The sequence below is a fragment of the Ruminococcus sp. 1001136sp1 genome (genome assembly GCF_039841815.1).
Classification (GTDB): Bacteria; Bacillota; Clostridia; order Lachnospirales; family Lachnospiraceae; genus Blautia_A; species Blautia_A faecis.
Genome location: NZ_JBDPGY010000003.1, coordinates 62,936 through 88,992, shown reverse-complemented (window position 1 = coordinate 88,992; position 26,057 = coordinate 62,936). Strand labels below are relative to the sequence as shown.

General features: G+C 44.6%; 22 protein-coding genes. All 22 read right to left on the bottom strand.

Annotation, left to right across the window (positions count from 1 at the left end):
- Nucleotides 1-57: 57 nt before the first annotated feature.
- Nucleotides 58-1,335, bottom strand: a complete 1,278-nt coding sequence (locus ABHC48_RS03805) for an NAD(P)/FAD-dependent oxidoreductase (RefSeq protein WP_195699216.1) — start codon at nucleotides 1,333-1,335, stop codon at nucleotides 58-60.
- Between the two features lie 175 nt (nucleotides 1,336-1,510).
- Nucleotides 1,511-2,923 carry an oxaloacetate decarboxylase subunit alpha gene (locus ABHC48_RS03800; RefSeq protein ID WP_173715969.1) on the bottom strand — a complete coding sequence of 471 codons (1,413 nt, stop codon included), beginning with the start codon at nucleotides 2,921-2,923 and terminating at the stop codon, nucleotides 1,511-1,513.
- Nucleotides 2,924-3,010: 87 nt separating this feature from the next.
- Nucleotides 3,011-4,159, bottom strand: a complete 1,149-nt coding sequence (locus tag ABHC48_RS03795) for a sodium ion-translocating decarboxylase subunit beta (protein WP_118578037.1) — start codon at nucleotides 4,157-4,159, stop codon at nucleotides 3,011-3,013.
- 16 nt (nucleotides 4,160-4,175) lie between these two features.
- On the bottom strand, nucleotides 4,176-4,544 hold the full coding sequence (locus ABHC48_RS03790; RefSeq protein WP_195699217.1) for a biotin/lipoyl-binding carrier protein: 369 nt from the start codon (nucleotides 4,542-4,544) through the stop codon (nucleotides 4,176-4,178).
- A gap of 18 nt (nucleotides 4,545-4,562) precedes the next feature.
- Nucleotides 4,563-5,294 carry an OadG family transporter subunit gene (locus ABHC48_RS03785; protein ID WP_195699218.1) on the bottom strand — a complete coding sequence of 244 codons (732 nt, stop codon included), beginning with the start codon at nucleotides 5,292-5,294 and terminating at the stop codon, nucleotides 4,563-4,565.
- Nucleotides 5,295-5,308: 14 nt separating this feature from the next.
- Nucleotides 5,309-6,745, bottom strand: coding sequence for a carboxyl transferase domain-containing protein (locus tag ABHC48_RS03780; protein ID WP_195699219.1), 1,437 nt, complete (start codon nucleotides 6,743-6,745; stop codon nucleotides 5,309-5,311).
- A 172-nt stretch (nucleotides 6,746-6,917) separates the two neighbouring features.
- Entirely contained in the window at nucleotides 6,918-8,246 is a 1,329-nt protein-coding gene (locus tag ABHC48_RS03775; protein ID WP_243284477.1) for a D-alanyl-D-alanine carboxypeptidase family protein, read from the bottom strand.
- A gap of 153 nt (nucleotides 8,247-8,399) precedes the next feature.
- A complete protein-coding gene (locus ABHC48_RS03770) occupies nucleotides 8,400-9,197 on the bottom strand; it encodes a zinc dependent phospholipase C family protein (RefSeq protein WP_148461983.1) in 798 nt (265 codons plus the stop codon).
- Nucleotides 9,198-9,329: 132 nt separating this feature from the next.
- The gene (gene scpB / locus ABHC48_RS03765) at nucleotides 9,330-9,899 is read right to left on the bottom strand and encodes an SMC-Scp complex subunit ScpB (RefSeq protein ID WP_118578031.1); all 570 of its coding nucleotides are present in this window, start codon (nucleotides 9,897-9,899) and stop codon (nucleotides 9,330-9,332) included.
- Nucleotides 9,900-9,902: 3 nt separating this feature from the next.
- On the bottom strand, nucleotides 9,903-10,694 hold the full coding sequence (locus ABHC48_RS03760) for a segregation/condensation protein A (RefSeq protein WP_195699220.1): 792 nt from the start codon (nucleotides 10,692-10,694) through the stop codon (nucleotides 9,903-9,905).
- Nucleotides 10,695-10,711: 17 nt separating this feature from the next.
- A complete protein-coding gene (locus ABHC48_RS03755) occupies nucleotides 10,712-11,500 on the bottom strand; it encodes a metallophosphoesterase (RefSeq protein WP_195699221.1) in 789 nt (262 codons plus the stop codon).
- A 78-nt stretch (nucleotides 11,501-11,578) separates the two neighbouring features.
- Nucleotides 11,579-12,607: a molybdopterin-binding protein gene (locus ABHC48_RS03750; protein ID WP_173717744.1), complete on the bottom strand. Its 1,029-nt coding sequence runs from the start codon at nucleotides 12,605-12,607 to the stop codon at nucleotides 11,579-11,581.
- Between the two features lie 39 nt (nucleotides 12,608-12,646).
- Nucleotides 12,647-14,395, bottom strand: a complete 1,749-nt coding sequence (locus ABHC48_RS03745) for an ABC transporter ATP-binding protein (RefSeq protein WP_118578027.1) — start codon at nucleotides 14,393-14,395, stop codon at nucleotides 12,647-12,649.
- Between the two features lie 93 nt (nucleotides 14,396-14,488).
- Nucleotides 14,489-15,697, bottom strand: a complete 1,209-nt coding sequence (locus tag ABHC48_RS03740) for a D-alanyl-D-alanine carboxypeptidase family protein (RefSeq protein ID WP_195391620.1) — start codon at nucleotides 15,695-15,697, stop codon at nucleotides 14,489-14,491.
- Between the two features lie 478 nt (nucleotides 15,698-16,175).
- Nucleotides 16,176-16,799, bottom strand: coding sequence for a hypothetical protein (locus ABHC48_RS03735; protein ID WP_195699222.1), 624 nt, complete (start codon nucleotides 16,797-16,799; stop codon nucleotides 16,176-16,178).
- 133 nt (nucleotides 16,800-16,932) lie between these two features.
- Entirely contained in the window at nucleotides 16,933-18,537 is a 1,605-nt protein-coding gene (locus tag ABHC48_RS03730; RefSeq protein ID WP_195699223.1) for a HAMP domain-containing sensor histidine kinase, read from the bottom strand.
- The gene (locus tag ABHC48_RS03725) at nucleotides 18,509-19,204 is read right to left on the bottom strand and encodes a response regulator transcription factor (RefSeq protein WP_195391618.1); all 696 of its coding nucleotides are present in this window, start codon (nucleotides 19,202-19,204) and stop codon (nucleotides 18,509-18,511) included. Before ABHC48_RS03725 ends, ABHC48_RS03730 begins: the two co-directional genes overlap by 29 nt.
- Nucleotides 19,205-19,388: 184 nt before the next feature.
- Nucleotides 19,389-20,081, bottom strand: a complete 693-nt coding sequence (locus ABHC48_RS03720) for a P-II family nitrogen regulator (protein ID WP_173717743.1) — start codon at nucleotides 20,079-20,081, stop codon at nucleotides 19,389-19,391.
- A 188-nt stretch (nucleotides 20,082-20,269) separates the two neighbouring features.
- Nucleotides 20,270-21,874, bottom strand: a complete 1,605-nt coding sequence (locus tag ABHC48_RS03715; RefSeq protein WP_334285556.1) for a DUF1538 domain-containing protein — start codon at nucleotides 21,872-21,874, stop codon at nucleotides 20,270-20,272.
- Nucleotides 21,875-22,152: 278 nt separating this feature from the next.
- Entirely contained in the window at nucleotides 22,153-23,238 is a 1,086-nt protein-coding gene (mnmA, locus tag ABHC48_RS03710; RefSeq protein WP_243283991.1) for a tRNA 2-thiouridine(34) synthase MnmA, read from the bottom strand.
- 321 nt (nucleotides 23,239-23,559) lie between these two features.
- On the bottom strand, nucleotides 23,560-24,735 hold the full coding sequence (locus tag ABHC48_RS03705; protein ID WP_195699224.1) for a cysteine desulfurase family protein: 1,176 nt from the start codon (nucleotides 24,733-24,735) through the stop codon (nucleotides 23,560-23,562).
- Between the two features lie 20 nt (nucleotides 24,736-24,755).
- On the bottom strand, nucleotides 24,756-25,928 hold the full coding sequence (locus ABHC48_RS03700) for a serine hydrolase domain-containing protein (RefSeq protein ID WP_195699225.1): 1,173 nt from the start codon (nucleotides 25,926-25,928) through the stop codon (nucleotides 24,756-24,758).
- Nucleotides 25,929-26,057 lie beyond the last annotated feature (129 nt).

Here is a 26,057-nt window from a genome sequence, read left to right as displayed (position 1 = left end):
CTCTGTTACCTCCTCTTAAATCGCAGTTTTTTCACTTCTTACATTTATAACAGATTTTCATCCATTTTTCAATGCCATGGCTGCCAGATACGCAGTTGACCAGGCAATCTGAAGATTATAGCCACCGGTTACCGCATCCAGGTCAAGCACTTCTCCAATAAAATAGAGATTTTTTACCTTTCGGGATTCCATAGTTCCCGGCTGAATGTCCTTCACAGAAACACCGCCTCTTGTAATAACTGCTTCTTTATATTCTCCCATTCCATTGATGGTAAATGGGAAAGCTTTCACCAGTTCTTCAAAGTGAATTCTTTCTTCCCTGGAAATATCGTGTATCTTTTTTTCCGGAGAAATACCACCCAGTTCCAGCATGACAGGTGTAAGGGATGATGGAAAAAGTACGCCGATCACATTCTTAAACTGTTTATTCTGTCCTGCCTCAAATTCCCGCAGAATCCTGGCATCCAGCTGTTCCATGGTAAGGGCAGGCTTCAGATCCAGATAAGCATTCAATTCTCCGGATTTCTGCAGTTGTTTGCCAATATGTGCGCTTGCAGATAAAATCATGGGGCCTGTCACGCCAAAGTGGGTGAACATCATCTCACCAAAATCCCGGAAGAGCACCTTTTTGCCTGACTTAATCGTAAGTTCGGTGTTTTTTAAGGAAAGTCCCTGAAGTCTTGGGATATAATCCTCTTTTGTCTTAAGAGGAACCAGTGACGGAGAAAGCTCCGTTACTTTATGGCCGGTTTCCTCCGCAAAGCGATAGCCGTCACCTGTGGAGCCTGTTGACTGATAGGAAAGTCCTCCAGTGGCAACCAGAACATGCTCGCCCTCCATAAAACTTCCATCTGCCAGTTCTACACCTGTTACCCGGCTGTGATGTGCCTTTTTCTCATCCACGTCCGGTTCCTCATAGGGACTGACCTTCACCGTTTTCACCTCTGTGCGAAGATGGATATGGGCACCAGCTTTCTTAAGTTCCCGTTCCAGACCGCGGATAATATCTGAAGAATGGTCAGACACAGGGAAAACCCGGTTGCCTCTCTCTGTCTTCAGTGGAACTCCCGCTTCTTCAAAGAATTCCATTACATCCTGGGGCGTGAAAGAATAGAAAGCACTGTACAGGAATTTCGGGTTAGACATAACTGCCCGGAACAGTTCTTCCGTGTCACAGTTATTTGTAACATTGCATCTGCCTTTTCCTGTAATATACACTTTCTTTCCAAGTTTCTCGTTTTTCTCCAGGATGTGGACCTCATGTCCTGCCCTTGCCAGATAAACACCGGCCATCATTCCGGCAGCACCGCCGCCTATGATCAGTATTTTACTCATTTACATACCTTTCATAAAACAGATTTGCAACTATTCAGTAACTACCGAAAGTTACACAAATTTTACTTATATTTTTCAAAAAGACACGTGCAAAAGGCTTCTCTGCACGTGTCTTTCATTATTTTTGTCAGCAAAGTGTCTATAGGCCAGACACTGACAAATTATTCCTCACTGATTAAACCGGATATGCTCCGTTTTTGGTATCAGCAACCGTCTCATCCACCTTTTTCTCCTGAGCCTGACGATACTTGAAGAAGTCAGTAGCAACCTGTGGGAACAGTGCATAGGACAGAACGTCCTCATCCTGCTCTTTATACTGTGCCATCTCGCCTTCAAGTTTGCCCAGCTCATTCTCAAGAAGATCTGCCGGACGGCATGTGATCGGCTGTGTGTCACCGATACATTTCTTCTGAACTTCTGGATTGAACGGTTTTGCTGTAGCACCATATTTTCCGCTGAGAACATCTTTTGTCTCTTTGGTAACCATCTTGTATCTCTCGCCCATGAGAACGTTAAATACAGCCTGTGTACCAACGATCTGGGAAGACGGAGTAACAAGCGGCGGCTCACCAAGGTCTTTACGTACACGCGGAACTTCCTCAAGAACATCATAGAACTTGTCTTCTGCATGCTGCTCTTTCAGCTGGGAAGTAAGGTTGGATAACATACCACCTGGTACCTGATACAGAAGAGTCTTGATGTTTACGCCAAGGTTCTTCGGATTCAGAAGGCCGCTCTCAAGAGCCTCGTCACGCATTGGACGGAAGTAGTCTGCGATCTCAGCAAGAAGCTGCTGATCAAATCCAGTATCATATGGAGTGCCTTTGAAGGTCTCAACCATAACCTCAGTTGCAGGCTGGGAAGTACCCAGTGCAAATGGAGACATTGCAGTATCGATGATATCAACACCAGCTTCAACAGCTTTTAAGTAAGTCATGGAAGCTACACCAGAGGTGTAATGTGTATGAAGATCGATCGGGATCTTAACAGTCTCTTTCAGGGCTGTAACAAGCTCAGTTGCCTTATATGGAAGAAGAAGGCCGGCCATATCTTTGATACAGATAGAGTCTGCACCCATTTCCTCAATACGTTTTGCAATGCTTGTCCAGTACTCAAGAGTATACGCATCACCAAGTGTATAGGAAAGAGCAACCTGTGCATGGCCATGCTCTTTGTTTGCAGCATGTACAGCAGTCTGAAGGTTACGAAGGTCATTCATACAGTCGAAAATACGGATGATATCGATACCATTTGCCAGAGATTTCTGAACAAAATACTCTACTACATCATCAGCGTATGGACGATATCCAAGAATGTTCTGGCCACGGAAAAGCATCTGCAGCTTTGTGTTCTTGAATCCTGCACGTAATTTACGAAGTCTTTCCCACGGATCCTCATGAAGGAAACGAAGGCTTGCATCGAAAGTAGCACCGCCCCAGCACTCAACTGCATGGTAGCCTACTTTATCAAGTTTATCAACGATTGGAAGCATCTGCTCTGTTGTCATACGGGTTGCAATCAGGGACTGATGTGCATCACGCAGAATGGTTTCCACAATTTTAACAGGTTTTTTTTCAATTTCTGCCATAATTGTTCTCCTTATTTATTTAGTTCATCCGGACTTCCCGGTTTCACTATAGAAAGCCGGGAAAAATCCGAATTTCTGGTATCATTATTAGATTCCGTAAATAGCCATAAATGCTCCGGCAGCAACGGCTGTACCGATAACACCGGCAACGTTTGGTCCCATTGCATGCATCAGAAGGAAGTTGGTAGGATCTGCCTCAGCACCAACCTTCTGGGAAACACGGGCTGCCATAGGTACCGCAGATACACCGGCGGAACCAATAAGCGGATTGATCTTGCCGCCTGTAAGCTTGCACATAACCTTTCCGAGCATAACACCGCCGAAAGTACCACATGCGAATGCCACAAGACCTAATACAACGATCTTCAAAGTATCCACATTCAGGAATGCCTCTGCACTTGTGGAAGCACCAACAGATGTACCAAGAAGGATAACTACGATGTACATAAGTGCATTGGAAGCTGTCTCTGTAAGCTGTTTTACAACGCCGCACTCTCTGAACAGGTTACCAAGCATAAGCATACCAACCAGAGGAGCTGTTGTCGGAAGGATCATGCAGACAACGATTGTGATTACGATCGGGAAGAGGATCTTCTCAAGCTTGGATACAGGACGAAGCTGCTCCATCTTGATCTTACGCTCTTTCTCAGTGGTAAACAGTTTCATGATCGGAGGCTGGATGATCGGAACCAGTGACATATAAGAATATGCAGCCACGGCGATCGGTCCCATAAGAGCAGTCTGACCAAGCTTACCTGCAAGGAAAATGGAGGTCGGGCCATCTGCACCACCGATAATGGAGATTGCTGCTGCTGCTTTTCCGTTGAATCCAAGGAAGATTGCAAGGAAGTAAGCCATATAGATACCGAGCTGTGCTGCAGCACCCATCAGGAAGCTCTTCGGATTCGCGATCAGCGGACCAAAGTCTGTCATAGCACCTACACCCATAAAGATAAGGGAAGGAAGAATACTCCACTCATCAAGGATGTAGAAGTAATGAAGAAGACCACCAACACCGTTGGACATGTCTTCCGGATTTGCCATAATGTCCGGATAAATATTAACAAGGAGCATACCAAATGCAATGGGAACAAGCAGAAGAGGCTCAAATCCCTTTGCAATGGCAAGATATAAGAATACACAAGCAACCACGATCATCAGGTAGTTTCCCCATGTCAGGTTAAAAAAAGCAGTCTGATGGATCAAGTTGGACAAAGTGTCTGCTACGTAAGACATCCTATTACCTCCCGACTTAGTTCATTGTTGCCAGGGTATCTCCATTTTCTACAGAGGCACCTTCTGCAACATCAATGCTTGCAACGGTTCCGTCCTGAGGAGCTACAACCGGGATCTCCATCTTCATGGATTCCAGGATTACAATGTTGTCTCCGGCTTTTACAGCCTGTCCAACGCTTGCTGCGATTTTCAGAACCTTTCCAGGTACGGAAGCTGCAACCTTAACTGCGCCTGCTCCGGCTGCTGCCTTCGGAGCTGCCTTCGGTGCAGGTGCTGCCTTCGGAGCAGCTGCAGGAGCTGCAGCTACTGGTGCAGAAACGCTTCCTGTCTCTTCAACAGTTACTTCATATGCTGTTCCGTTAACGGTAATTGTATAACTTTTCATTTTAGGATCCTCCTGTATTTATCTCTTTTTACGATTGATTTTGCGGATGGAACGTACAACGAATCCATCTGTAGTGGTTCCCTCAGCTGCTGCAATTGCTGCTGCGATAACCGCGATCAGTTCTGTATCGTCTGCTTCTGCTGCTTCCACTGGTGCTGCCACCGGAGCAGGTGCAGGGGCTGCTGCCTGAGCTTTTTTCTTTGCTTCCGGATTCGGGATGAATCTGAACAGATAGATCAGGAAGCTTAGGAAAATAAGAACGATGAATACGATCGCAATACCCATGATAGTATTCATAACAGCTCTTCTTAAGGTCTCAGCCATGGAGTACTGTACATCAACAGTAAGGGATGTAGGTGCTCCTGTAGAAGCATCGAAAATATAAACGAAATTTGCATCTGCTTTCTCGAAGGAGACCGGTACAGTAACGGTATATCCATCGTCAGAAGCCTTCACCTCTGTCTCTCCGGTTCTCTCCTTTAAAGCCCCAACTTCATCCTTGGAGCCTGCCCATGCAGTCATTGCACCAACAGTAAACTCATCAGATGACTTGGTATAATTCTCAATATCTTCGTCACTGAGAGCAATGATGGTATCGGTAAGTCCCTCAGCGGTAGTGACCAGGGTCTGCTTTACCGTGTCATCTACCTCATCAGCTGCCCATACGGAGGATACTCCGGTAAGAGTGAGAACTGCCATCATGAGAAGTACTGTGCAAAGGGAGGATACTTTCTTAAAAATCTGTTTCATATGCTCCACCTCGCTTAGACCGTGCCGTGTTTCTTGGACGGACGTTCTTCCCTTTTTGTGAACAGCATTTCAAATGCACCGATCACATATTTTCTTGTATCAGCCGGGCTGATAATGGTGTCAACATATCCTCTTGCTGCTGCAGAGGAAACAGAGTTCTGAAGTTCTCTGTACTCAGCTGCTTTCTCAGTAAGAGCTGCTGCGTCATCGCCTGCATACATGATCTTGGTTGCAAGGTCAGCATCCATCATACCGATCTCTGCGTTCTCCCATGCATATACCATGTCTGCACCGATTGCTTTGCTGTTCATAGCTGTGTAAGCGGTTCCAAATGCTTTGCCGATCACAACGTTAACCTTCGGAACAGTAGCATCTGCAAATGCATGAACCAGTGTTCCAACAGATTTCGCCATCATCTTCTCGCCACATACAGTAGCCTTGAAGCCGTTTACATTTGTAAGAGTAAGTACCGGGATCTCGAAAGCGTCACAGAATTTTACGAACTCTGCTGCTTTTCTTGCACCGCGTGCACTAAGGGTTCCATCAGACTCCCATACCTTTTTGCCTTCTGCATCATAGCTCTCGCTTCTGTTTGCAACAGCACCAACGGTAGCGCCGTTCAGTCTGATAAATCCAACAGCAACGCTCTTGCCGTAGTCAGCTTTTACCTCGAAGAACTGACCGTTATCAGCGATTCTGGAAAGTGCAATGGCTGTGTCACCTGTGCAGTTCTCAATATCCTCGCATACACGGTTCAGGTCGTCTGTGCACTCCATGTAAGAATCAGTGTCTTCGCAGTTAGATGGCAGATATGTTACGAGTTCACGGATTTTTCCAAGGATCTCGTCCTCAGTGCCGATTCCGTCTACAAGACCTGTCTCTTCGCTCTGGAATCTGGCTGAGGATGTGTCACATTTGGAAACGTGGTTGCCTTCAAGGGCGTTCGGGGTGTTTACAAACAGTTTGCCTTTCTTCTCTTCAACAAATGTGAAGTCTGTCAGTGCCGGTACAAGTGCCATACCACCACCGCAGGTACCGAAGATACCTGTGATCTGTGGGATCAGTCCGGATGCCAGAGTCTGTTTCATATAAATTTCACCGAATGCTTCCAGTGCGTCAGTTGCCTCCTGAAGACGGAGACCTGCACAATCGATCAGGCCGATCACCGGAGCACCGGTCTTCATAGCCATATCATAAAGTCTGGTAATCTTCTTGGCATGCATTTCACCAACTGTTCCGTTCAGTACGGAAACATCCTGGCTGTACACATACACCAGATTTCCATCGATTACACCATATCCGGTAATAACACCGTCTGAAGGTGCTTTTTTTTCAGTCATGTTGAAATCTGTATTTCTGGCTGTTACACTTTGGCCGATCTCAACAAAACTGTTCGCGTCAAGCAAAGAAGTGATTCTTGTGCCCGCTAAACTTTGTGTTGCGTTACTCATTCTTTCTTGCCCTCCATTTTATAATAATTTAAAAGTATAACCAAAAATTCTGCCGATTCTAATTGTACATTTTTTCACACAATTTTTCAATAGTTTTCCGTGTTTTTATGCAAAAAAATCCCTCGATTTTCGGGGGATTTTTTTATATATCATACATATTTCGTCAGGCTTTTTAGTGAAAAAAGTCATGAAACACCTTGTTTGCACACCATAAATAGGTGATTTTGACGATATTGCGATCTGCTGTCACAAAATAGTTATCCAGGACAAGTTCTCCAAGGCTAAAAGTGACCTGACCAATTTTCTGCCCCTTTTTCACAGGCGCTGTCAAATTTTTCTCAATACGCAGATGGCAGGTAATCTTTTCCCCTTCTTTCAGAAGGATCTGTTTCTTTTTGTCAGAATCAGATGCCTGAATCCGGCCATTTATATATGCATCTGCGAAACCTGTCCCAGTTTCTGTGAGAATTTTTCCGGGATTTTCCTGGTTTTCCTTACCAGATTCTTTCCCGCTGCTTTCGTCAGTCCCATCCTTTACTGGTATAGCTGGAATCTCTGGCTCCTGCCAATAGGTTTCCTTGTGAAAATTTGCTTTGCCATATTCCAGCAGTTTCATGGCATCTTTCCATTTATATGTCTTATTATTCGGCCAGCCGCAGCCAAGAAGGGAAATAATAAATTTTCTTTCCTCATTTTCACAGGCTGCCACATAACAATAACCCGCATTTCCTGTAAAACCTGTTTTTCCTGAAATGGCGTCCGGAGTCATATCAAGAAATGCATTTGCATTATGGACAGAAAACTGACGTTTTCCTGAAATATCAGAAAAAGAATAATCCCTGGTCTGTGTAATATGAAGAAATGCTTTATTTTTCACCGCATAGCTCATGATCAAAGCCAGATCTCTTGCGGTAGTCTGATGAATGCCTCCTGCATCTGCACTGTCAAGACCGTTCGGCGTAACAAAATGAGTGTTCGTGCAGCCAATCTCCTTTGCTTTTGCATTCATCATTTTTACAAACCCCTCCACAGAACCGCCAATGTGTTCAGCAATTGCCACGGCCGTATCATTATGGCTTTTCAACATTAAAGAATAAAGAAGATCTTCCAGGTAATACTGCTCCCCTTCCTTTAAATTCAGCTTTACTTCTGGTTGAGAGGCCGCATTTTCTGACACCATTACATAATCATCACCGGAGCCCTTTTCCAAGGCAAGGATACAGGTCATCACCTTTGTGGTGCTGGCATTCGGACGAGCTGTATAGCCCTCTTTTTCGTACAGTACCCGGCCAGAATCCCCATCCATAAGAACTGCTGATAAGGCATAGAGATTTCCAGGTCCGTCTGTTTCTTTCATATCAACAGCTGCCGGTATCATCTGCACAATGGAGCTGACAGCCTTTTTTTCATCTGTGCCAGTGCTTCCTGACACCTGGCCAGCAGTGCATAAAACAAGTACAAAAGTCAGTGTAAGACAAAAGAATCTGTATCTGCTTTTCATAGTCCACCCCACATTCCGTTTATAGTATTTTACGCGAACCTGTCCCAAACTATGCAAAGCTCACTCTACAAGTTTTATCTAATAAAAAGAACAGGTATCTTACAGAAATACCTGTCCCTGAAATTGGTTCAATTTTCAATTTGTATATCACAGCTAACCATTGTAAGTCAGATCCCATCGCTCAGACAACAGCCTGTCCTCCTGGGAAAGCTGATACAGCTCCAGCAATTCCGCCGGTGCCTCTTTCACCTCTTTTTCAAATAATGTATTCAGCTGTTCCACAGGTTCCCTGCTGCCACCTGCCGGCTGAGCCATCATATAGTGATCAATCAAAGCAGACTGTGCTCTTCTTCCTCCAAGGCTGGAAAGCTTCGACAAGCGCGCCCGTCTCGTCCCACCATCGTCACATACCAGCAGATTCGTCATAAATTTCATCAGTTTAAGGCTCAGAAGAATATCTCCTGTTTTTACAAGAGGAAAAGCCTTGTGGATTTCCGCTGCATTTTTGCGTTTTGCTTTGATACAATCAGAAGGATAAAAGGCATATGGATTTTTCCCATTTTCTTCCATAAGGAAGCGGTCAAATTCAATTTCCAGAAGGCTGTGGGAAATCCTGCCCTTATCATTCATTTCATTTACAAAAGGATGACAGGAAGAGTCCAGAAGATAATGACAGCCAAAGCCAAGAAGATAGGCAAGAAGCGCCTCATCACCAGTCTCTCTGACCTGCGCCATTCCCTGGGTAAAAAATGCCCGGGCTTTTTCTTTGTGCATACGGTATCCTACACTGCTTACGTGATTCTTAAAAATAAAATAATAGAAGAAAATATCCGGTCCGTGAAGACCGATCCGATACAGTTCACCGTTTTTCCGAATAATTTCTTTCACTTGATCGGGCAATTGCCTGTATACTTTCTGACCAAACAAATCATGTGCATATGTTGTGGGCATTTTTTCTCTCCTGTCTTATCGCCTGCAGTTTATCTGCGGCTTACTTGTCCTGTTTCATTGTCTGCAGTTTATCCGCGGCTTACTTGTTCTGTTATATCGTCTGCAGTTTATCTGTGACTTACTTGTCCTGTCTTATATATCCAGCTTCAGCTGTACTTCCTCTTCTGCCTCAGCCTTAAAATCCGCCATTTTTACCGGATCCACAGCCGGCAGCTCTTCCAGACCCTGCACACCAAATGTGCGAAGAAATTCTTCTGTAGTGCCGAAAAGGATCGGCCGTCCAGGTGCATCAAGACGTCCAAGCTCCTTTACCAGATTATACTCAACCAGCTTATTTACTGCATGATCGCTTTTTACTCCCCGGATCTTTTCAATCTCAGCTTTTGTCACAGGCTGCTTATAGGCTATAATAGACAGCGTTTCCAGCATAACATCTGTAAGGGCAGGTTTCTTAGGCTGCATGGCAATCCGGATCAGACAGCCATAGTAATCCCGTTTGGTGCACAGCTGATAAGAGCCCTCCAGCTCAATGATCTGGATTCCCCTTCCCTCATCCTTATATTTATCCATCAGATTATGAAGTAGTTTTTCTGTAGTTGGCTTATCCTGCTGGATTGCTTTCGCAATCTGACCTAATTCCACAGATTCACCCATCGCAAACAGGATTGCCTCAACGGCACCTTCTAATCGTTTAATTTCCATACACTATCCTTCTTCCTCTGCAAATTCTGTCAGATTCCTCCAGGTTTCCGGCTCTGTCACAACATTGATCTGAATGTCATCAAAAATCTCTTCCTGAACCACATGAATGTGTCCCATTTTTATCAGTTCCAGCACGGAAAGGAAGGTAACGATTACCTGTACTTTGGAGCACTGCTTTTTCAACAGGTCCCGAAAGCTGAATTTTCTGTGAGTCTTTGCAAATTCTTTCATCTCCAGCATTTTATCAGAAAGACTGACTTCTTCCTTCTCGATTTTTCCAAACTGACTTCGGATAGGATCCCGTCTGTCGTCCTGCCGCCTGATGATCGACTGGTAAATGGCGTTTAATTTCTCAAGAGTAAGACCAGCCAGAAGTTCTGAGGGATCCACTGGCTCCCGATACTGAAGCACCTCCCTTGGCACATCCGGCTCACGGAAATAAACACCGCTGGCATCGTCCATTTTGTCCTTCAGCTCATAAGACATATATTTATACATCTTATATTCCAGAAGTTTCTGAACCAGCTCCGCTCTGGGGTCCTCCTCTTCTCCTTCTTCATTGATCTCTTTTGGAAGAAGCATCCGGCACTTGATATCCAGAAGTGTGGCTGCCATGACCATAAACTCACTCATAACTCCAAGGTCTTCTTTTTCCATAGCGTGAATGTATTCCATATACTGATCCGTGATCTCCACAATCGGTATATCATAAATATCAATTTTATTTTTATCAATAAGGTGAAGGAGCAGATCAAGCGGTCCTTCAAAAACATTCAGTTTTACGGGAATTGCCATGCGCTTTCCTCTCTCCCTTATGGTTTCATTTCTATAAAAATCAACTCTCTTGGATTATGGATCCGAAGAGGCACTGTGTGTTCCCCAAGGCCTGCACTTACGATCATACAGTTGCCATTTTTGTAAAAATCGCCGCAACAGTATTTTGGAAAAGGTATAAACTGGGAACTGATGGCTCCCACATGTCTGGAAAAACGGAGCACTCCGCCATGGTAATGTCCAGACAGAATCAGGTCTGCACCCCAGTGGAAATAGGTTCTGCCATATTTTGGGTTATGGGCAAGAAGAATATTTATGGCTTCCGGATCTGGCTTTCCCATAAGCTCTTCCATTTTTTCAGAAGTTAGCTTCGGGGAAAAAGGCTTGTGATAGTATTCCAGTGGAAGTTCCAGTCCATTTACCACAAAGGAATTGCCAGCCAGAACAACTTTGCTCTTCTCATTTGCCAGAAAACAGATTCCTTTTTGTTTCAACTCTGCCTGATATTTCAGGTACTCATTCCGATAAAGGTGCCCTTTGGCTTTCATTTTGGTTTCGTGGTTTCCCATGGCGTAAAAGATGGGGAAATTCTTCGCCAGTGTACAAAGCAGTTTTCTGGCAGTTTCCAGGGTGAAAGGATCCATCCGGACCACCATGTCTCCGGCAAGAAGAATGGCATCGGGGGCATTTTCCTGGATTTTTTTCAGCAAAGCACTATTCTCTTCGCCGAAAATGCTTCCGTGAAGGTCTGCAAGAACAGCAAAGCGCACGCTTTTTTTTATTTTCGGGTTATGGACTTCATAGGTTACAGTTCGAAATTTTTCCATAAATCTCCTTAAATACTTTGTAATTTCCAGAGCGTGTTTGAAAAAGGCCTTCTGCAATCTGCACGCCCCAGGCCCTGCTTACTTTCCAAATCCACAATTGGGGAAGGTACAGACTTTGCAGCTCAGGCAGAGACCGCCTTCTCCGTATGCAGCAACTTCTTCCGGGAAAATTTCATCGTCTGCCATGATTCTTGGCAGAACCAGGTCAAATACAGTACGCTTCGCATACATGACACATCCGGGAAGCCCAAGGATTGGGATGCATTTGCCCTCTTTCTCATAGTAAGCGATGAGAAGCATGGCTCCTGGCAGTACCGGTGCACCGTAAGTAACAACTCTGGCTCCTGTATCACGGATTCCTCCAGGTGTACGGTCATCTGGATCCACACTCATACCGCCGCTGCAGACTACCATGTCTGCACCCTGGTTAATAAATTCCATAATGTCGTCTGTGATCTGTGCCTTGTCATCTCCTGGAGTCGTCTGACCGATCACCTCAGTGGGGTACTCAGAAAGCTTTTCTTTTAATACAGGGGTAAAAGTATCCTGAATCAGACCTTTTTTTACCTCGCTTCCAGTTGTAACAATTCCAACCTTTTTAAAATGATAGGGAAGAATGGAAAAAATCGGTTCCGGGCCAGCGGCTTCCACAGCTCTGTCCATTTTTTCTTTTTCGATTACAAGAGGGATGATCCTGGTGCCAGCCAGTTTATCTCCTTTTTTTACCGGGAAGTCCCCATGGCGGGAAGCAATCATCATCTCCCCCAGAGAATTCACTGCCAGAAGGGCATCTCTGCGGATTTTCAGAACTCCGTCCTCGTCTGCTACCAGTTCGATCTTGCCTTCTTTCACATCAGTTCCATGCATGGAATCTCCTGCACAGATTTTATACAAAATATCAGCGCCCTCATTTTCATGAAGAATTCCCTCTTTCTTTTCCCACACAAAAAGATGTTCTTTTCCAACAGAAAGGAGCAGCGGAATGTCCTCTTCTTTCACAATATGTCCTTTGGAAAACAGAACGCCTTTCTTCTCATCCTTTATAATCTGTGTAATATCATGGCAGAGGATCTGGCCTGCTGCGTCTTCGGTTCTTATTTCTTTCATTCTGCAATTCATCCTTTCGCATATAATTGCTGTTTACGATCACAATCCGGCTTTGCAAAGTTTCGCATATACGCCGTCCTTCTCCATCAGTTCCTGATGTGTACCTTCTTCTGCAATTCCATCTTCGGTCAGCACCAGGATCCTTCTGGCATTGCGGATCGTGGAAAGACGATGGGCGATCACAAAGGTGGTTCGGTCTTTTGCAAGACGTTCCAGAGATTGCTGCACCACCTTCTCACTTTCGTTATCCAGGGCAGATGTTGCCTCATCAAAAATCAGGATCGGCGGATTCTTCAGAAACGCTCTCGCAATGGAAAGACGCTGTTTCTGTCCTCCGGAAAGCTTCACGCCACGCTGTCCAATGTCTGTGCCATAGTTATCCGGCATTTCCATAATAAAATCATGAGCATTGGCAAGCTTGGCTGCGCGGATGACTTCCTCGTCGGTAGCGTCCGGACGGCCATATCGGATATTTTCCATAATGTTTCCTGCAAACAGGTATACATCCTGCTGCACAATGCCAATCTGATTACGAAGATCCTTCAGTTTGATCTTTCGGATATCTTTTCCATCCAGATAAATGGCACCAGATGAAACATCATAAAATCTGGGGATCAGACTGCAAAGGGTAGTCTTTCCAGCTCCAGAGGTGCCTACAAGGGCAACATAGTCACCGGGCTTCACTTCCAGATTTACGTTAGAAAGCACTTTCTCATTGTGGTCTTCATAGTGGAAAGAAACATTCTCGAAGCGGATATCTCCTTTTACATGATCCATAGAAACGGCATCCGGCGCATCCTCAATATCCGGCGCAATGGACATCATTTCCAGGAAACGGTCATAACCACTGTAGCCGTTCTGGAACTGCTCGGTAAAGTTTACCAGCTTGGTAACCGGCTCTGTAAAATTGTTAATATACAAAAGAAAGGTCACAAGATCTGTGGCGCTTAAATCTCCTGCTGCCAGGAACATGGCTCCGGAAACCAGTGCAGTAACTGTGATCAGCGTGGTAAACGCATCCATGCCTGCATGATAACCTGCCATATAGCGGTAAGTCACACGCTTGGAATCCACAAAACGCTCATTTCCTTTACGGAATTTCTCAATCTCACGCTTCTCATTTCCAAAAGATTTTACCACACGGATTCCGGAAAGACTGTCCTCGATCTGGCTGTTGATCTCGCCCATGCGCACACGGTTTTCCTTAAATGCACTTTTCATCTTTTTATTATAAATCAGTGCATAGATCAGCATAATAATTACAACTGCAAAACACAGCAGCGCCATCTGCGGCTTTACATTCATAAGAATGATCAGTGCTCCGAACAGCTTGATCACTGAGATCAGAATATCCTCCGGTCCATGGTGGAGAAGCTCTGTAATATCAAAAAGATCACTTGTGATCCTGGAAAGAAGCTGGCCGACCTTCTGATTATCATAAAATGCAAAAGAGAGCTTCTGGTAATGGCTGAATATCTCGTTTCGCATATCATGCTCAATATAAGCACCCATCATATGTCCATAATAGGTGATAAAATAACGGCTTCCAAGCTGCACCAGGATCAATACCAGCATTCCCACCCCGATTTTCAAAATCATGGTCTTCGCTTCATCCGCTGACATTTCACTTATGGAATTCATAATATAACGAACCATCAGTGGAATGACAAGTGTCACTGCTGCCCCAAGGAATGCAAAAAAAAGATCTGCAAAAAACAGTCCCTTATATGGTTTATAATAGCCTGCAAGCATCTTTAATCTGCCAGGCTGTTTTTTCTCTTGTTTCATATGATTCTCCTCCGCTTTTGCTGCTATATTTTTGTAAGACATCAGCAAAAATTTTCATACAGAGTTTATTATAAACCGATGAGGACTGTTTTGTCAAAATGCTTCTGTAATTATTTTCTCCAAACAGTTTTTATAGGTTGCTTTTTCTATGGTTTCAGTGAAAAGAATGTTGATCTCGCCAAGCTTTTGCCCATCTCTGTAGTATTCCAGAGTACCAGCAGTTTCGCCCTTTTTCACCGGAGCCTGCACCTGGGTTTCCAGATTCAGTTTCCGTTCCACTTCGCCTATGGGTTTTCCATCGGTGCTGAGATACTGGAAATTCTTTTCGTATTTTACTTCTGCGGTGGGCTTGGTTCCTTTTCGAACCTCTATCTGGGGAAGCTTTTCGGGATTTTCATCTGTAAAAAGACTGCATTTGGAAAAACCATAGTTCAACATGGCTGCTGCATCTTTAAAACGGACTTTGTAATCAGGAGCCGCCATAACCACGGAAATCAGAGTAATATTATTTCGGGACGCTACAGCAGATACGCAGTACTTTGCCAGACTGGTACTTCCTGTTTTTAATCCTACACAGCCGTCGTAGCTGCGAAGAAGCTTGTTAGTGTTTGTTAATCCGAACTCTTTGGAACCTTGTCTGGTCACATGGGTAATATTTTCCATCCAGATAGAGGAATATTCCAGTATCTTCGGATATTTTGTAATCAGTTCCCGGCTCATGAGGGCAATGTCACGGGCTGTTGTGTAGTGATCCGTGGAATCTGTCAGCCCACAGCAGTCCACAAAATGGGTATTTTGCATTCCAAGACCAGCCGCCCGCTCATTCATCTGCCGCACAAATTCCTGCTCGCTGCCCCCGATATGCTCTGCCATCGCTACACTGGCGTCATTTCCAGAGGCGATCACAATGCACTTGATCATAGTCTCCACATCCTGGGTTTCCCCTTCCTCCAAAAATACCTGGGAGCCACCCATAGACTTAGCGTAAGCGCTGGTTGTTACAAGGTCATCCATTTTCAGTGTACCATTCTCCAACGCATCGAAAATCAGGATCAGTGTCATGATCTTCGTAATACTTGCCGGACTGCGTCTTGTGTCCGGATCTTTTTCGTAAATCACAGTACCGGTACCGGCTTCCATCAGAAGGGCTGAAGGCGCCTGTACAAAAGTGTCATCGGTAGCCACTTTTGACTCTGTGGTTTGCTGCTGTTCCTCCGCATATGTAATCCGACAACCAGCCCCCACCATGAGACTAGCCAGTAAAATGGACAGAACCGCCTTTCTTATTGCCTTTTCAAGCATAGGATGTCTCCTCAAAAATAAGTTCTATTCTATTGTAAAACTCGTGCTTCTATTTTATTCCTCTAATCTCAAACGTAAAAAGCGGCGGCCAAGGAAACTTCCTCTTTGCCACCGCGGATTGCTATTTAGTGGGTTGAAAAGTTCTTCAGGAGGGACGCATTTGGACAATGTGTATTACTCACTCGCCGGCGCAACGCTCCAGCAAACTAATCGCTAACTGCGACTAATGCGTTCGGGAGAGCCCTCACGCATAAGTCTACGTAAGCGCTGGATTTCGCCTCCGCTAAGAGCGCGCCTGAAATGGCTCGCTGGAGTAATACACATTGCCCAAATGCTGTATACTGACTGGGACCTGCTGGTTGGTAAGAACTTTTAACGAAGGGGGAGGGTGAGTGATTGTTTTCCCGATATTTTTTTGACAACGATAGATTAGAAAAAATGAAGTTGCGGGATAACGACCAATTCACAAAATAGCAATTTAATCTGCTAAATACGCCTTCTTCAACTCGTTTTTCGTCATTTCCTGCACCTTAAATGTAGCAGTTCCATCTCCGCTTTCCCATGTAATATGCAGACAATTCTCACCTTCCGGCTTTACATCTCCGTAAATGATCATTCCCGCATCTCCAAACCAGATTGCATAAACTGGTTTTTCTTTCCACATCCAGGCTTTCTGCTCTTCATCATATTCCAGCCCTAATGCCTTATAAATATAACTATTCTCGTCTGCCATATACCCAACCTGATCTGCAGCTGAATCCTGCGCTATCTCTATATTCGTCTTATCATCCGTATTCTGTCCATCCTGCACAACTGTCACGAAAAAATCCTCTGTTGCTGATTCTGTAGCGGATTTTCCAGCATTTTCTGCTTCAGCCGCTGTCACTTCGTCGGTCTCATCTGTCACAGTATCTGTGTCCCCATTTTGAAAAACCTTGGTTACCATCTTTCCATCTGCATCCATATAACTCTCTGCATACGCCCATGCCACTGTCTGCGGTATCCATGCCACACCAACAGTACCCAGAATTGCTGCACAGATTCCCAGTGCCAGCCCTTTTCCTCTTTTTTTCAACCCTTTGTTTTTCTGCATTGTTTTCATAAAAAATGCTCCTTTCTTCTTTTTGATTACATTAAGAAGAATAGAGCATTTTCTTGTATTCCATATGTAAGTAATTTGTGATTTCTATGAAGTTTCAACTTAGAGCGTGTCTGAAACATGCGAATATGGAGAATCATTGGAGGGATACGATCACTGGCAACAATTCCATTTGGAAACACACACCTGCCTCTGTATTTCTCATCTCATACTCTGCCCCATGCTGTTCCAGAATCTCCCGTACAATATAAAGTCCCAGACCGCTGCCGCCGTTTTCGCGGTTACGGGAGAAATCTACGCGGTAAAAGGCGTCAAACAAACGGGGAAGATCCTGTTGGCTTATGTGCACACCTGTGTTTTCCACTTCCAGAAGTATCTTCGCTGTATTTTTCATACTTTTCAATTCTCTTGAATTTTGGCACCCTGAAACTTCTTTTAGTAGAAAAGAGTTAGATGTGGAAGAATCCACATTATAATCCGTGGATAATTTCACACTTATTCTCTCACCAGCAGGTGAATACCGTACTGCATTTACCAGAATATTCCGGACTGCAATCGCCATCAGTCCAGAATCTGCCATGCAGGGACACTTCTCTGGCAAAAAGATTTCCAGTTCCATATTTTTCTGCTCAAAAAGCTCGTTCAGGTCTGCCAGCTGAAGCCTCACCAGCTCTGCCATATCCATCTCTTTTTTCTTTAATGAGAAACCGCAGGATTCCATTCTGGAAATCACCAGGATTTCCTGAACCATATTCTGCAAAGTAACCGTCACTTCTCTTGCCCGGGCAAGATATTTGTCCCGATCCTTGTAGACTCCCACATTCTGTTCCATGCCTTCAATCTGCCCTTTTAGTATGGTCACAGGCGTTTTCAGCTCATGGGACGCTGCTGCAAAAAATTCCATACGTTGCTGTTCCAGTTCCCGCTCCTGTTCCATCTCATCTTTCAGTTTGGCATTGGCTTCCCAAAGGCTGGACAAAGCCTGATCCAGGCTTTCCGCCATTGTGTCAAGGCTTCTGGATAAAACCCCAATTTCATCTATACGCTTCATATCAGTGCGCACCGAGAAATCCAGATTCGCCATTTTGTCAGAAGCCGCGCCCAACTTCTGCACTGGCTTTGACAAATATCTGGAATAAAAAAGAGCGATCAGCAAAGATACCGCAAAAACAGTAAGCAGCATCCACGGAAGGATCTGCCCCAATGCTTCCACTGCCTGATTCACAAGCTGGGTAGAGCCAAACACAAAAAGGGTATACTTATGATCTGTTCCTTTAAAAGCAACCTCATAACGTCCCATAGCCTGCTGTTCCATCTGCTCCACCATGGAAACACCTTCTTCTGTCTGGATATTATCTGCTTCCATAGTTTCTACTGTACTGGCAAATTCTTCTGACACCCCTTCACTGCTTCCTTCTATCTCTGAAGTTATCATCAGCGCATCCCCAAGTCCATTCCACTCCCTGACAATTCCACCATTTTCATCAAGAAGAACCACTCTAGACTGATTCGCACTGCTGAATTCTTCCATAACAGATAATGCATTTTCCAAAGTATATCCGGACAAAGATTCTGCCAGCTGCTTCGCCCTTGCTGCCAGCGTCCGGTTCAGGGAATCGGAATAGCTGCGCGGCATAAAAGCGGTCACGAAGCCATAGGAAACCCCGGATACAGCCATAAGGATCACCATGGTTAAAAGAAATATTTTTACACTAATTCTGCTTTTTATGTATTTTATCAATGCGATATCCTACTCCTCTGATGGTATCAATGTAATCCCCTGCCAGCTTTTTCCGAAGATTCTTAATGTGTGTATCCACAATCCGGTCTTCTCCAAAATAATCAGCACCCCACACAGCATCCAAAAGCTGATTCCTGGTTAGTACACGCCCTTTGTTCAAAAGGAACTCTCGCAAAAGTTCAAACTCTTTCTGGGTAAGCTCCACTTTTCGCTCTTCCTCCCACACCTGGTAACCGGAAGAATCCAGCTTTAAATCTCCATACTGTAATATCTCAGGGTTCTTCTCATCTGATAAATGTTTCCCACTGCGTCGCAGCACTGCCCCTATTTTCCGCAATAGTACCTGCGTTGAAAAAGGTTTTGTCACATACTCATCCACCTGAAGATCGTACCCTTTTATCTGATAGGACTCATCATCCAGGGCGGTGAGCATGATCACCGGCACCAACGAAGATTTCCGAATCAACTCCAACACCCCAAAGCCATTGATTTTAGGCAACATCACGTCCAGAAGAACCAAATCAATTTTCTCTTTTTCCTCCTCGTACAGATTAATAGCTTCCACCCCATCAGAGGCGCAAAACACCTGATATCCTGCCTCTTCCAGATAATTTTTCAACAATTCCTGTATATCAAATTCATCTTCCACCACAAAAATATAACTCATTTTCTCTCCCCATATCTGGCAAATTTCCCCAAGCCTATTTCTTTTATTTTCCTATAAACAGTTGCGCAATAGATTTCATAATACTTGGGGCGTGCAAAAAAATCTGATTTACCATTGCGGACCTTGACACATTATTCGCAGTATACCACGTCTATATGGAGTTTATATGGAGTTTATATGGAGTTTATGAATTTTCTTCCTCATCTTCCAGGATCCGCAGCCCGGCTGTGCTGGTTACGGGGAGGGAAAATACGATGGTTCCTGCTTTGGAGGTGAGACCGGCTTTTTCCATGATAGCACTCATAATGGCATTTTTCTGTTCTGATTTTGCCACAATGAAGATCACCTCTTTTTCGGAAACCAGGGAAACGCCAAGAAACTGTTCGGCGCGCTTCATTCCTACCCCTTTTCCGTGAAGAACGGTACCGCCGGTTGCGCCACCCTCCTCTGCTGCTTTCATCACCTGGGTGTTATATCCGTAATTGGCAATTGCCACGATCAGTTCATGCTTTGTCTCTTTCAATGTACCTTCCTCCTCTCTTACAAACTCCTGACCCTGAATGAGAAATCCCAGTTCCCGTTTGCCGCCAATGCTGCTCATGGGAATGGTAAATGCAATCCCGGTTCCGGGCACGTCGATCCGCAGCTGGTTCTGCAAGCCCTTTTTCACCTTTTTCCAGGTAGCTGCTGTCACAAAGTGAAAACAGATGCTTTTCTCATCATCTTCTAATCCCATATAGTCAAGGATGAAGCTTGAGGCAGTTCCCATACCAAGGGAAACCGTTCCTACTTCTATCTGATTTTCCCGGTAAAGTGCTGCAAATCTTGACATGTATTTTCGGTTGGTGATGGTAACCATCATGTATAATTCGCTCATAGATGATTCCTTTCTTTATAAAGTTCGTTGCTGTTCATAATCTTCCCTGAGTGTACCCAATCATCATTCCTATAATCTGTACTTCCACTTTGTGCCACACAAAAATGGCATCTATTAGGTCTTCCTAACTATAATTGTTCATTTATAATGTGTTTGAGTCAACACTCAATCCCTATTTTCTTAATTTTCTATAACTCTATAATTTCTGTGTCTTCCAGTTCTTCAAACAGTTCCGCCACTGGTATAGCTTCCACTGGTATTTTGTCCGCAGGCAAATTCTTCCCCTTGCCTCCAAGCTCGCCGCCTTTTACCCGATAAACCAAGCCTAGCACCTGCAAAGTAATAAGCGGCGTCATAGCAACCATTGCCACTACGCCAAAAGCATCTGTCACAATATTTCCACCCACAGCTTCACAGGCTCCCTGCGCCAGCGGAAGGAGAAAGGTGGCTGTCATAGGTCCAGAGGCAACACCACCGGAGTCAAATGCAATGGCAGTAAAAATTTTCGGCACAAACAGGCTGAGAATTAAAGCAATGGCATAACCTGGCACCAGAAAATAGAAAATGGAGATTCCAGTCAGCACCCGGAGCATGGAAATCCCAACAGAGACTGCCACACCCACAGACAGACCAATCTGTATGGATTTCCCGGAAATCGCACCGTCAGTCAGTTCCTCTACCTGCTTCATCAGCACATATACCGCAGGCTCGGCTTTTACAATAAAATAACCGATCACCATTCCAAGAGGCACAAGAATCCAGTTATAATGCAGATTTCCCAATACCATCCCCAGATAATTTCCAGCTGGGATAAAGCCTACATTCGCCCCGGTAAGGAACAGAACAAGTCCTATGTATGTATAAAATAAGCCGATACAGATTTTGATCAGCACAGTTTTATTCAATTTCAGCGAAACAATCTGGAAAATTCCAAAGAAAGCAACAATTGGGAAAAGGGATACAGCGATCTCTTTAAAATATTTCGGCAGTGCAACTGCAAATAATTTTCCCAGTTCTATCGAATTTTCCACTTCAGAAACCACTTCCAGCGCAGCGCTGCCTTCCGTGTGGTACAAAAGTCCCAGAATCAGAACTGCCAAAATAGGTCCAATGGAGCATAGAGCCACAAGCCCGAAACTATCATCTCCGGCATGTTTATCATTACGGATGGATGCAATACCAACACCCAATGCCATAATAAAGGGTACCGTCATAGGTCCAGTGGTCACTCCACCGGAATCAAATGCCACTGCCAGAAAATTCTCAGGAACAAACATGGCTAATACAAATACTAAAATATAGAAACTGAATAACAATGGCGGCAGCGCAATTCCAAAAAGGATACGCAATAAGGCCACAACAAGAAACGCACCAACACCAAGTGCCACAGATAAGATCAGCACCAGATTGGGCACAGAAGAAACCTGTTCTGCAAGAACCTGCAGATCTGGTTCAGATATTGTGATAATAAAGCCCAGAATAAAACCGATAATTATAATAAAGCCTAACTTTTTCGTGCGAAGCATACTGCCTCCCACATGTTCTCCCATGGGCGTCATGGATAATTCTGCTCCCATGGAAAAAAAGATCATTCCCAGGATCACAAGCACAGATCCTACCAGGAATTCCACCAGGATGCCTGGAGATAACGCAGCCACGGTAAAACCAAGTATAAAAACGATCAGTACAATGGGAATCACTGCGCTGATGGATTCTCTGGCTTTCTCCCTGGCTTTTTCCTTTAAGACGGACTGATGGGGCTGAAGTTCTCTGATTATTTTTCTTTTTTCCACATATACCTCCATTTCTGAATATTTCACTGTAGTTGCCTGGAGCGTATTTGAAAAATCATTCTATAATCTATACACTCCGCTTTGATGCCTGATATGGATTATTGTAACATTTTCCCATGGGGTTCGTCATCTATAAAACAAAGATATATTCTTAATTTTTTGTAAACTGACTGCATAAACAAAAAAACAACCAGAATTTAATATAGACCTGGCTATATTTATTCCGGTTGTTTTACATCAATATATTTTCAACAGATATCATGCAATTTCGGATTTTATCAGCCCGTGATCACACCGCCGCCAATGACTACGTCTCCATCATAAAGCACAGCTGCCTGCCCTTTGGTGATAGCTCTCTGGGGCTCATCAAAAATGATGTGTACACTATGTTCTCCAGTAACTTTTACAGTTGCCCACTGCTCCTTCTGGCGGTAACGTACCTTGGCTTTGGCGCGAAATTCTGCCGGCGGGATATCAAAGGAGATGAAATTAAAGTCTTCCACATCCAGTTCGCGATGGAACAAATCTTCATTATCTCCCAGAATCACGCGGTTCTCTGCCGGACAGATTTTGGTAACATAAACCGGCTTCCCGGCTGCAATGCCAAGCCCCTTTCGCTGACCTACCGTATAGCCAATAATTCCTTTATGATGCCCAAGCACATTTCCGTCTTTATCTGTAAAATCGCCTGCCGGATAGTCTTTTCCTGTAAACCGGCGGATAAATCCAGCATAATCCCCATCTGGGACAAAACAGATATCCTGGCTGTCCGGCTTATCTGCGTTATAGAAATTCTGCTGGTCTGCGATCATGCGGGTCTGATGTTTATTCATGTCTCCAAGTGGAAACATGGTGTGTGCCAGCTGCTCCTGAGTAAGAGAGTAAAGAACATAACTCTGGTCTTTTGCAGGGTCAGCTGCTTTTTTCAGAAGATATCTGCCATCTTCCCGCTTTTCAATTCTGGCATAGTGTCCGGTTACTACATAGTGACAGCCTAATTCTTCTGCGCGGTGGTAAAGGCTGTTGAATTTCAGGTAGCGGTTGCAGTCAATGCAGGGATTGGGAGTCGCACCGTTTTCATAGGCTGCTACGAAGCGGTCCATAACTTGTTTTTTAAAATCTGCGGTGAAATTAAACACGTAATACGGGATTCCAAGATTATGCGCTACGCTCCTTGCATCCTCCACATCATCCAGAGAACAGCAGCTTTTTTTGCGGCTCACACCGGCATCTTCATTCTGGAAAAGCTTCATGGTGACACCAATGCAGTCATATCCATGCTCCTTCATCAGGTAAGCGGCCACTGAAGAATCTACACCGCCACTCATGGCGATCAATGCTTTTTTCATATTGTCTGATTCCATATCTATACCTCATAAAAATTGAAAACTATTGCTATTTAGTGTGTTGAAGTTCCAGACAGTACACAGCATTTGGGCAATGTGTATTACTCCAGCGAGCCATTTCAGGCGCGCTCTTAGCGTAGGCGAAATCCAACGCTTACGGAGACTTATGCGTGAGGGCTCTCCCGAACGCATTAGTCGCAGTTAGCGATTAGTTCGCTGCAGCGTTGCGCCGGCGAGTGAGTAATACACATTGTCCAAATGCGTCCCTCCTGACGAACTTTTAATCAACTAAATAGCAATCTATTCTAATAATCATATCTTGTATCATACACGATTCTTTTAATCCTCGCAATGCTTTTTCCGCCAATCATCTGACATTCCGCGGAGTTGTTCCACCACCTGGGGAATCACTTCCAGCATATAATCGATTTCTTCCTCAGTATTGGAAATGTCAAGGCTGATTCTGAGTGAACCCTGGGCGATTTCAGGAGCGAGACCAAGAGAAAGAAGTACATGGCTTGGATCCAGGGCACCTGATGCGCAGGCAGAACCGGAAGAAGCACAGATTCCCCTGCTATCCAGAAGAAGCAGCAGGCTTTCACCGGATACACCTTCAAAGCAGAAATTCACATTACCAGGCAAGCGTTTCTCCCTGGAACCATTCAGTATACTATAAGGAATCTGCGAAAGCCCCTGAATCAAACGATCTCGCATGGCGATAACCTTGGCTTCATTTTGTTCCATCAAAGTGCACTCTTCTTTCAGAGCAGCTGCCATTCCCATAATTGCCGGTAAATTCTCTGTGCCTGGCCGTTTTCCACGCTCCTGGCCGCCGCCCTCCATAAGAGAAGTCAGTTCAATCCCCCGTTTCACATACAATGCACCGATTCCTCTTGGGCCATGAAATTTATGTGCGGAAAGAGATAACATATCAATATTCTGTTTCTTCACATTTACCTGGATATGTCCTGCTGCCTGCACTGCATCTGTATGAAAAAGCACCCCGTGAGCACGGCAGGCTTCTCCAATTTCCGCTATAGGAAGAACAGAGCCAATTTCATTATTAGCAAACATAACCGTAACCAGACAGGTATCCGGCCGAATTGCTTCTTCCACCTGAGCAGCTGTAATATTCCCCTCTGCACCCACATCCAGAAGCTGAATCTCAAATCCCTGCTCCTTCAGCCTTCTCAGAGTATGAAGCACCGCATGATGCTCAAACGCAGTAGAAATAATATGCCTCTTATTCTGTTTCGCCCCAAGCATAGCCGCTGACACAATTGCCTGATTATCTGATTCTGTCCCACCTGATGTAAAAAAAATCTCTTTCGGCATACAGCCAAGGCAACGTGCGATCTGCTCTCTCGCCGTCTGTAAGGCATCATTTGCTGCCATCCCAATCTGATGAATACTGGACGGATTTCCATAACTATTCTCCATTGCAGAAATCATAGCCTTCATTGCTGTCTGACTTATTTTTGTGGTTGCTGCATTGTCTGCATAAATTCTAGGCATAACTCAAATTCCTCTTTATATTACATTCCAAGAAGCAGCACATTTCTCAGCTTCCTTGTAAGATCAAATGTCCCTGCATCTTTCTTCTGCATCATCATAAGAATCGTCATATTCTCCTTGGGAATATTGGCGAAATAGCAGCCAAGCCAGCCATCCCAGCCATATTCACCCTCACAGCATGCAAAGGGTGCCTTCCACGGATCCGTCATCACACGCATCAGATTACCATAAGAATATCCATTCATCTCCCACCATTTTTCAAACCACTCCTGCTGACATGCTATAAGCTTGTGGGTGGTCATATATTCCACAGAAGCAGGCTTAAGGATCTGTCTACCCTGGAAGCTGCCTTTGTTTATCAGCATAGCTGCAAATCTGGAATAATCCTCAATGGTGGAAACAAGCCCTGCCCCTCCGGCTTCATAAGCAGGCGGTACGTCCATGGAAAGACGGATTCCCAGACTGTTGTCACGGAATTCTTTCATTTCACCGGCAGTCTGCTCATAAGTCATGGCCAGTCTGTCCAGCTTCTCACCTGGAACATAGAAATCTGTATCTTTCATTCCCAAAGGCACAAAAAGCTCTTTCTTAAGAAATTCACCGTATTTCATGCCGGAAGCCTTCTCCACCACTGCTGCCAGAATATCTGCGGATACCCCATACTTCCAGCGTTCTCCGGGCTGAAACTCCAAAGGACATCTGCCGATCTTATCTGCAAATTCCAGTGTTGTCATGGGATGCTCTGTATTCAGACGTGCATGTATTTCTTCCATCACATTTCCAACAGCAAACTCTGCGGCACTGCTGTTTCCGCCATAAGTCAAACCACTGGTCATAGACAACAAATGATAAACCGTTACATTATGCCATACTGGTGCCAGTCCGCCAGGTACAGACACCATCTGGTCTGCAAATCCCGGAATATATCTGGAAACCGGATCTGCCAGATCAATTACTCCTCTTTCAAATAAAATCATGGCCGCTGCCGCTGTAATCGGTTTCGTCATGGAAAAAAGACGGAATATGGTATCCCGTTCAATCATTCTCCCATTTGCTTTATCCGCATAGCCACACTGAAGATAGGCTTCCTCCTGGCCGTCCTTTATTACCATCATATTCATACCGGCAATCTGATTATCCTTTACTGCCTGATCCATAATCGTCTGAAGCTGTTTCTTTATCTCTTTTCTCATATCTGACCTCCTGATTTATATATGGCAATGCCGCAGGTAAGGGGCATCATCTATATACTCATTCTGCATAAGGTTTAGAGCGTGTTTGAAAAATCATTTCCGCAATCTATACGCCTCAATTTGCAGAAA

Excerpts from the sequence above, each read along its gene's own strand:
- ABHC48_RS03705 (WP_195699224.1), bottom strand. The coding sequence starts at position 24,735 with ATGCCTAGAATTTATGCAGACAATGCAGCAACCACAAAAATAAGTCAG.
- ABHC48_RS03735 (WP_195699222.1), bottom strand. The coding sequence starts at position 16,799 with ATGAAAACAATGCAGAAAAACAAAGGGTTGAAAAAAAGAGGAAAAGGG.
- ABHC48_RS03790 (WP_195699217.1), bottom strand. The coding sequence starts at position 4,544 with ATGAAAAGTTATACAATTACCGTTAACGGAACAGCATATGAAGTAACT.
- ABHC48_RS03750 (WP_173717744.1), bottom strand. The coding sequence starts at position 12,607 with ATGAAAGAAATAAGAACCGAAGACGCAGCAGGCCAGATCCTCTGCCAT.
- ABHC48_RS03725 (WP_195391618.1), bottom strand. The coding sequence starts at position 19,204 with ATGAGTTATATTTTTGTGGTGGAAGATGAATTTGATATACAGGAATTG.
- ABHC48_RS03780 (WP_195699219.1), bottom strand. The coding sequence starts at position 6,745 with ATGAGTAACGCAACACAAAGTTTAGCGGGCACAAGAATCACTTCTTTG.
- mnmA (WP_243283991.1), bottom strand. The coding sequence starts at position 23,238 with ATGGAATCAGACAATATGAAAAAAGCATTGATCGCCATGAGTGGCGGT.
- ABHC48_RS03775 (WP_243284477.1), bottom strand. The coding sequence starts at position 8,246 with ATGAAAAGCAGATACAGATTCTTTTGTCTTACACTGACTTTTGTACTT.
- ABHC48_RS03795 (WP_118578037.1), bottom strand. The coding sequence starts at position 4,159 with ATGTCTTACGTAGCAGACACTTTGTCCAACTTGATCCATCAGACTGCT.
- ABHC48_RS03800 (WP_173715969.1), bottom strand. The coding sequence starts at position 2,923 with ATGGCAGAAATTGAAAAAAAACCTGTTAAAATTGTGGAAACCATTCTG.
- ABHC48_RS03720 (WP_173717743.1), bottom strand. The coding sequence starts at position 20,081 with ATGAGCGAATTATACATGATGGTTACCATCACCAACCGAAAATACATG.
- ABHC48_RS03755 (WP_195699221.1), bottom strand. The coding sequence starts at position 11,500 with ATGGAAAAATTTCGAACTGTAACCTATGAAGTCCATAACCCGAAAATA.
- ABHC48_RS03770 (WP_148461983.1), bottom strand. The coding sequence starts at position 9,197 with ATGCCCACAACATATGCACATGATTTGTTTGGTCAGAAAGTATACAGG.
- ABHC48_RS03760 (WP_195699220.1), bottom strand. The coding sequence starts at position 10,694 with ATGGCAATTCCCGTAAAACTGAATGTTTTTGAAGGACCGCTTGATCTG.
- ABHC48_RS03700 (WP_195699225.1), bottom strand. The coding sequence starts at position 25,928 with ATGAGAAAAGAGATAAAGAAACAGCTTCAGACGATTATGGATCAGGCA.
- ABHC48_RS03805 (WP_195699216.1), bottom strand. The coding sequence starts at position 1,335 with ATGAGTAAAATACTGATCATAGGCGGCGGTGCTGCCGGAATGATGGCC.
- ABHC48_RS03740 (WP_195391620.1), bottom strand. The coding sequence starts at position 15,697 with ATGCTTGAAAAGGCAATAAGAAAGGCGGTTCTGTCCATTTTACTGGCT.
- ABHC48_RS03745 (WP_118578027.1), bottom strand. The coding sequence starts at position 14,395 with ATGAAACAAGAGAAAAAACAGCCTGGCAGATTAAAGATGCTTGCAGGC.
- scpB (WP_118578031.1), bottom strand. The coding sequence starts at position 9,899 with ATGGAAATTAAACGATTAGAAGGTGCCGTTGAGGCAATCCTGTTTGCG.
- ABHC48_RS03785 (WP_195699218.1), bottom strand. The coding sequence starts at position 5,294 with ATGAAACAGATTTTTAAGAAAGTATCCTCCCTTTGCACAGTACTTCTC.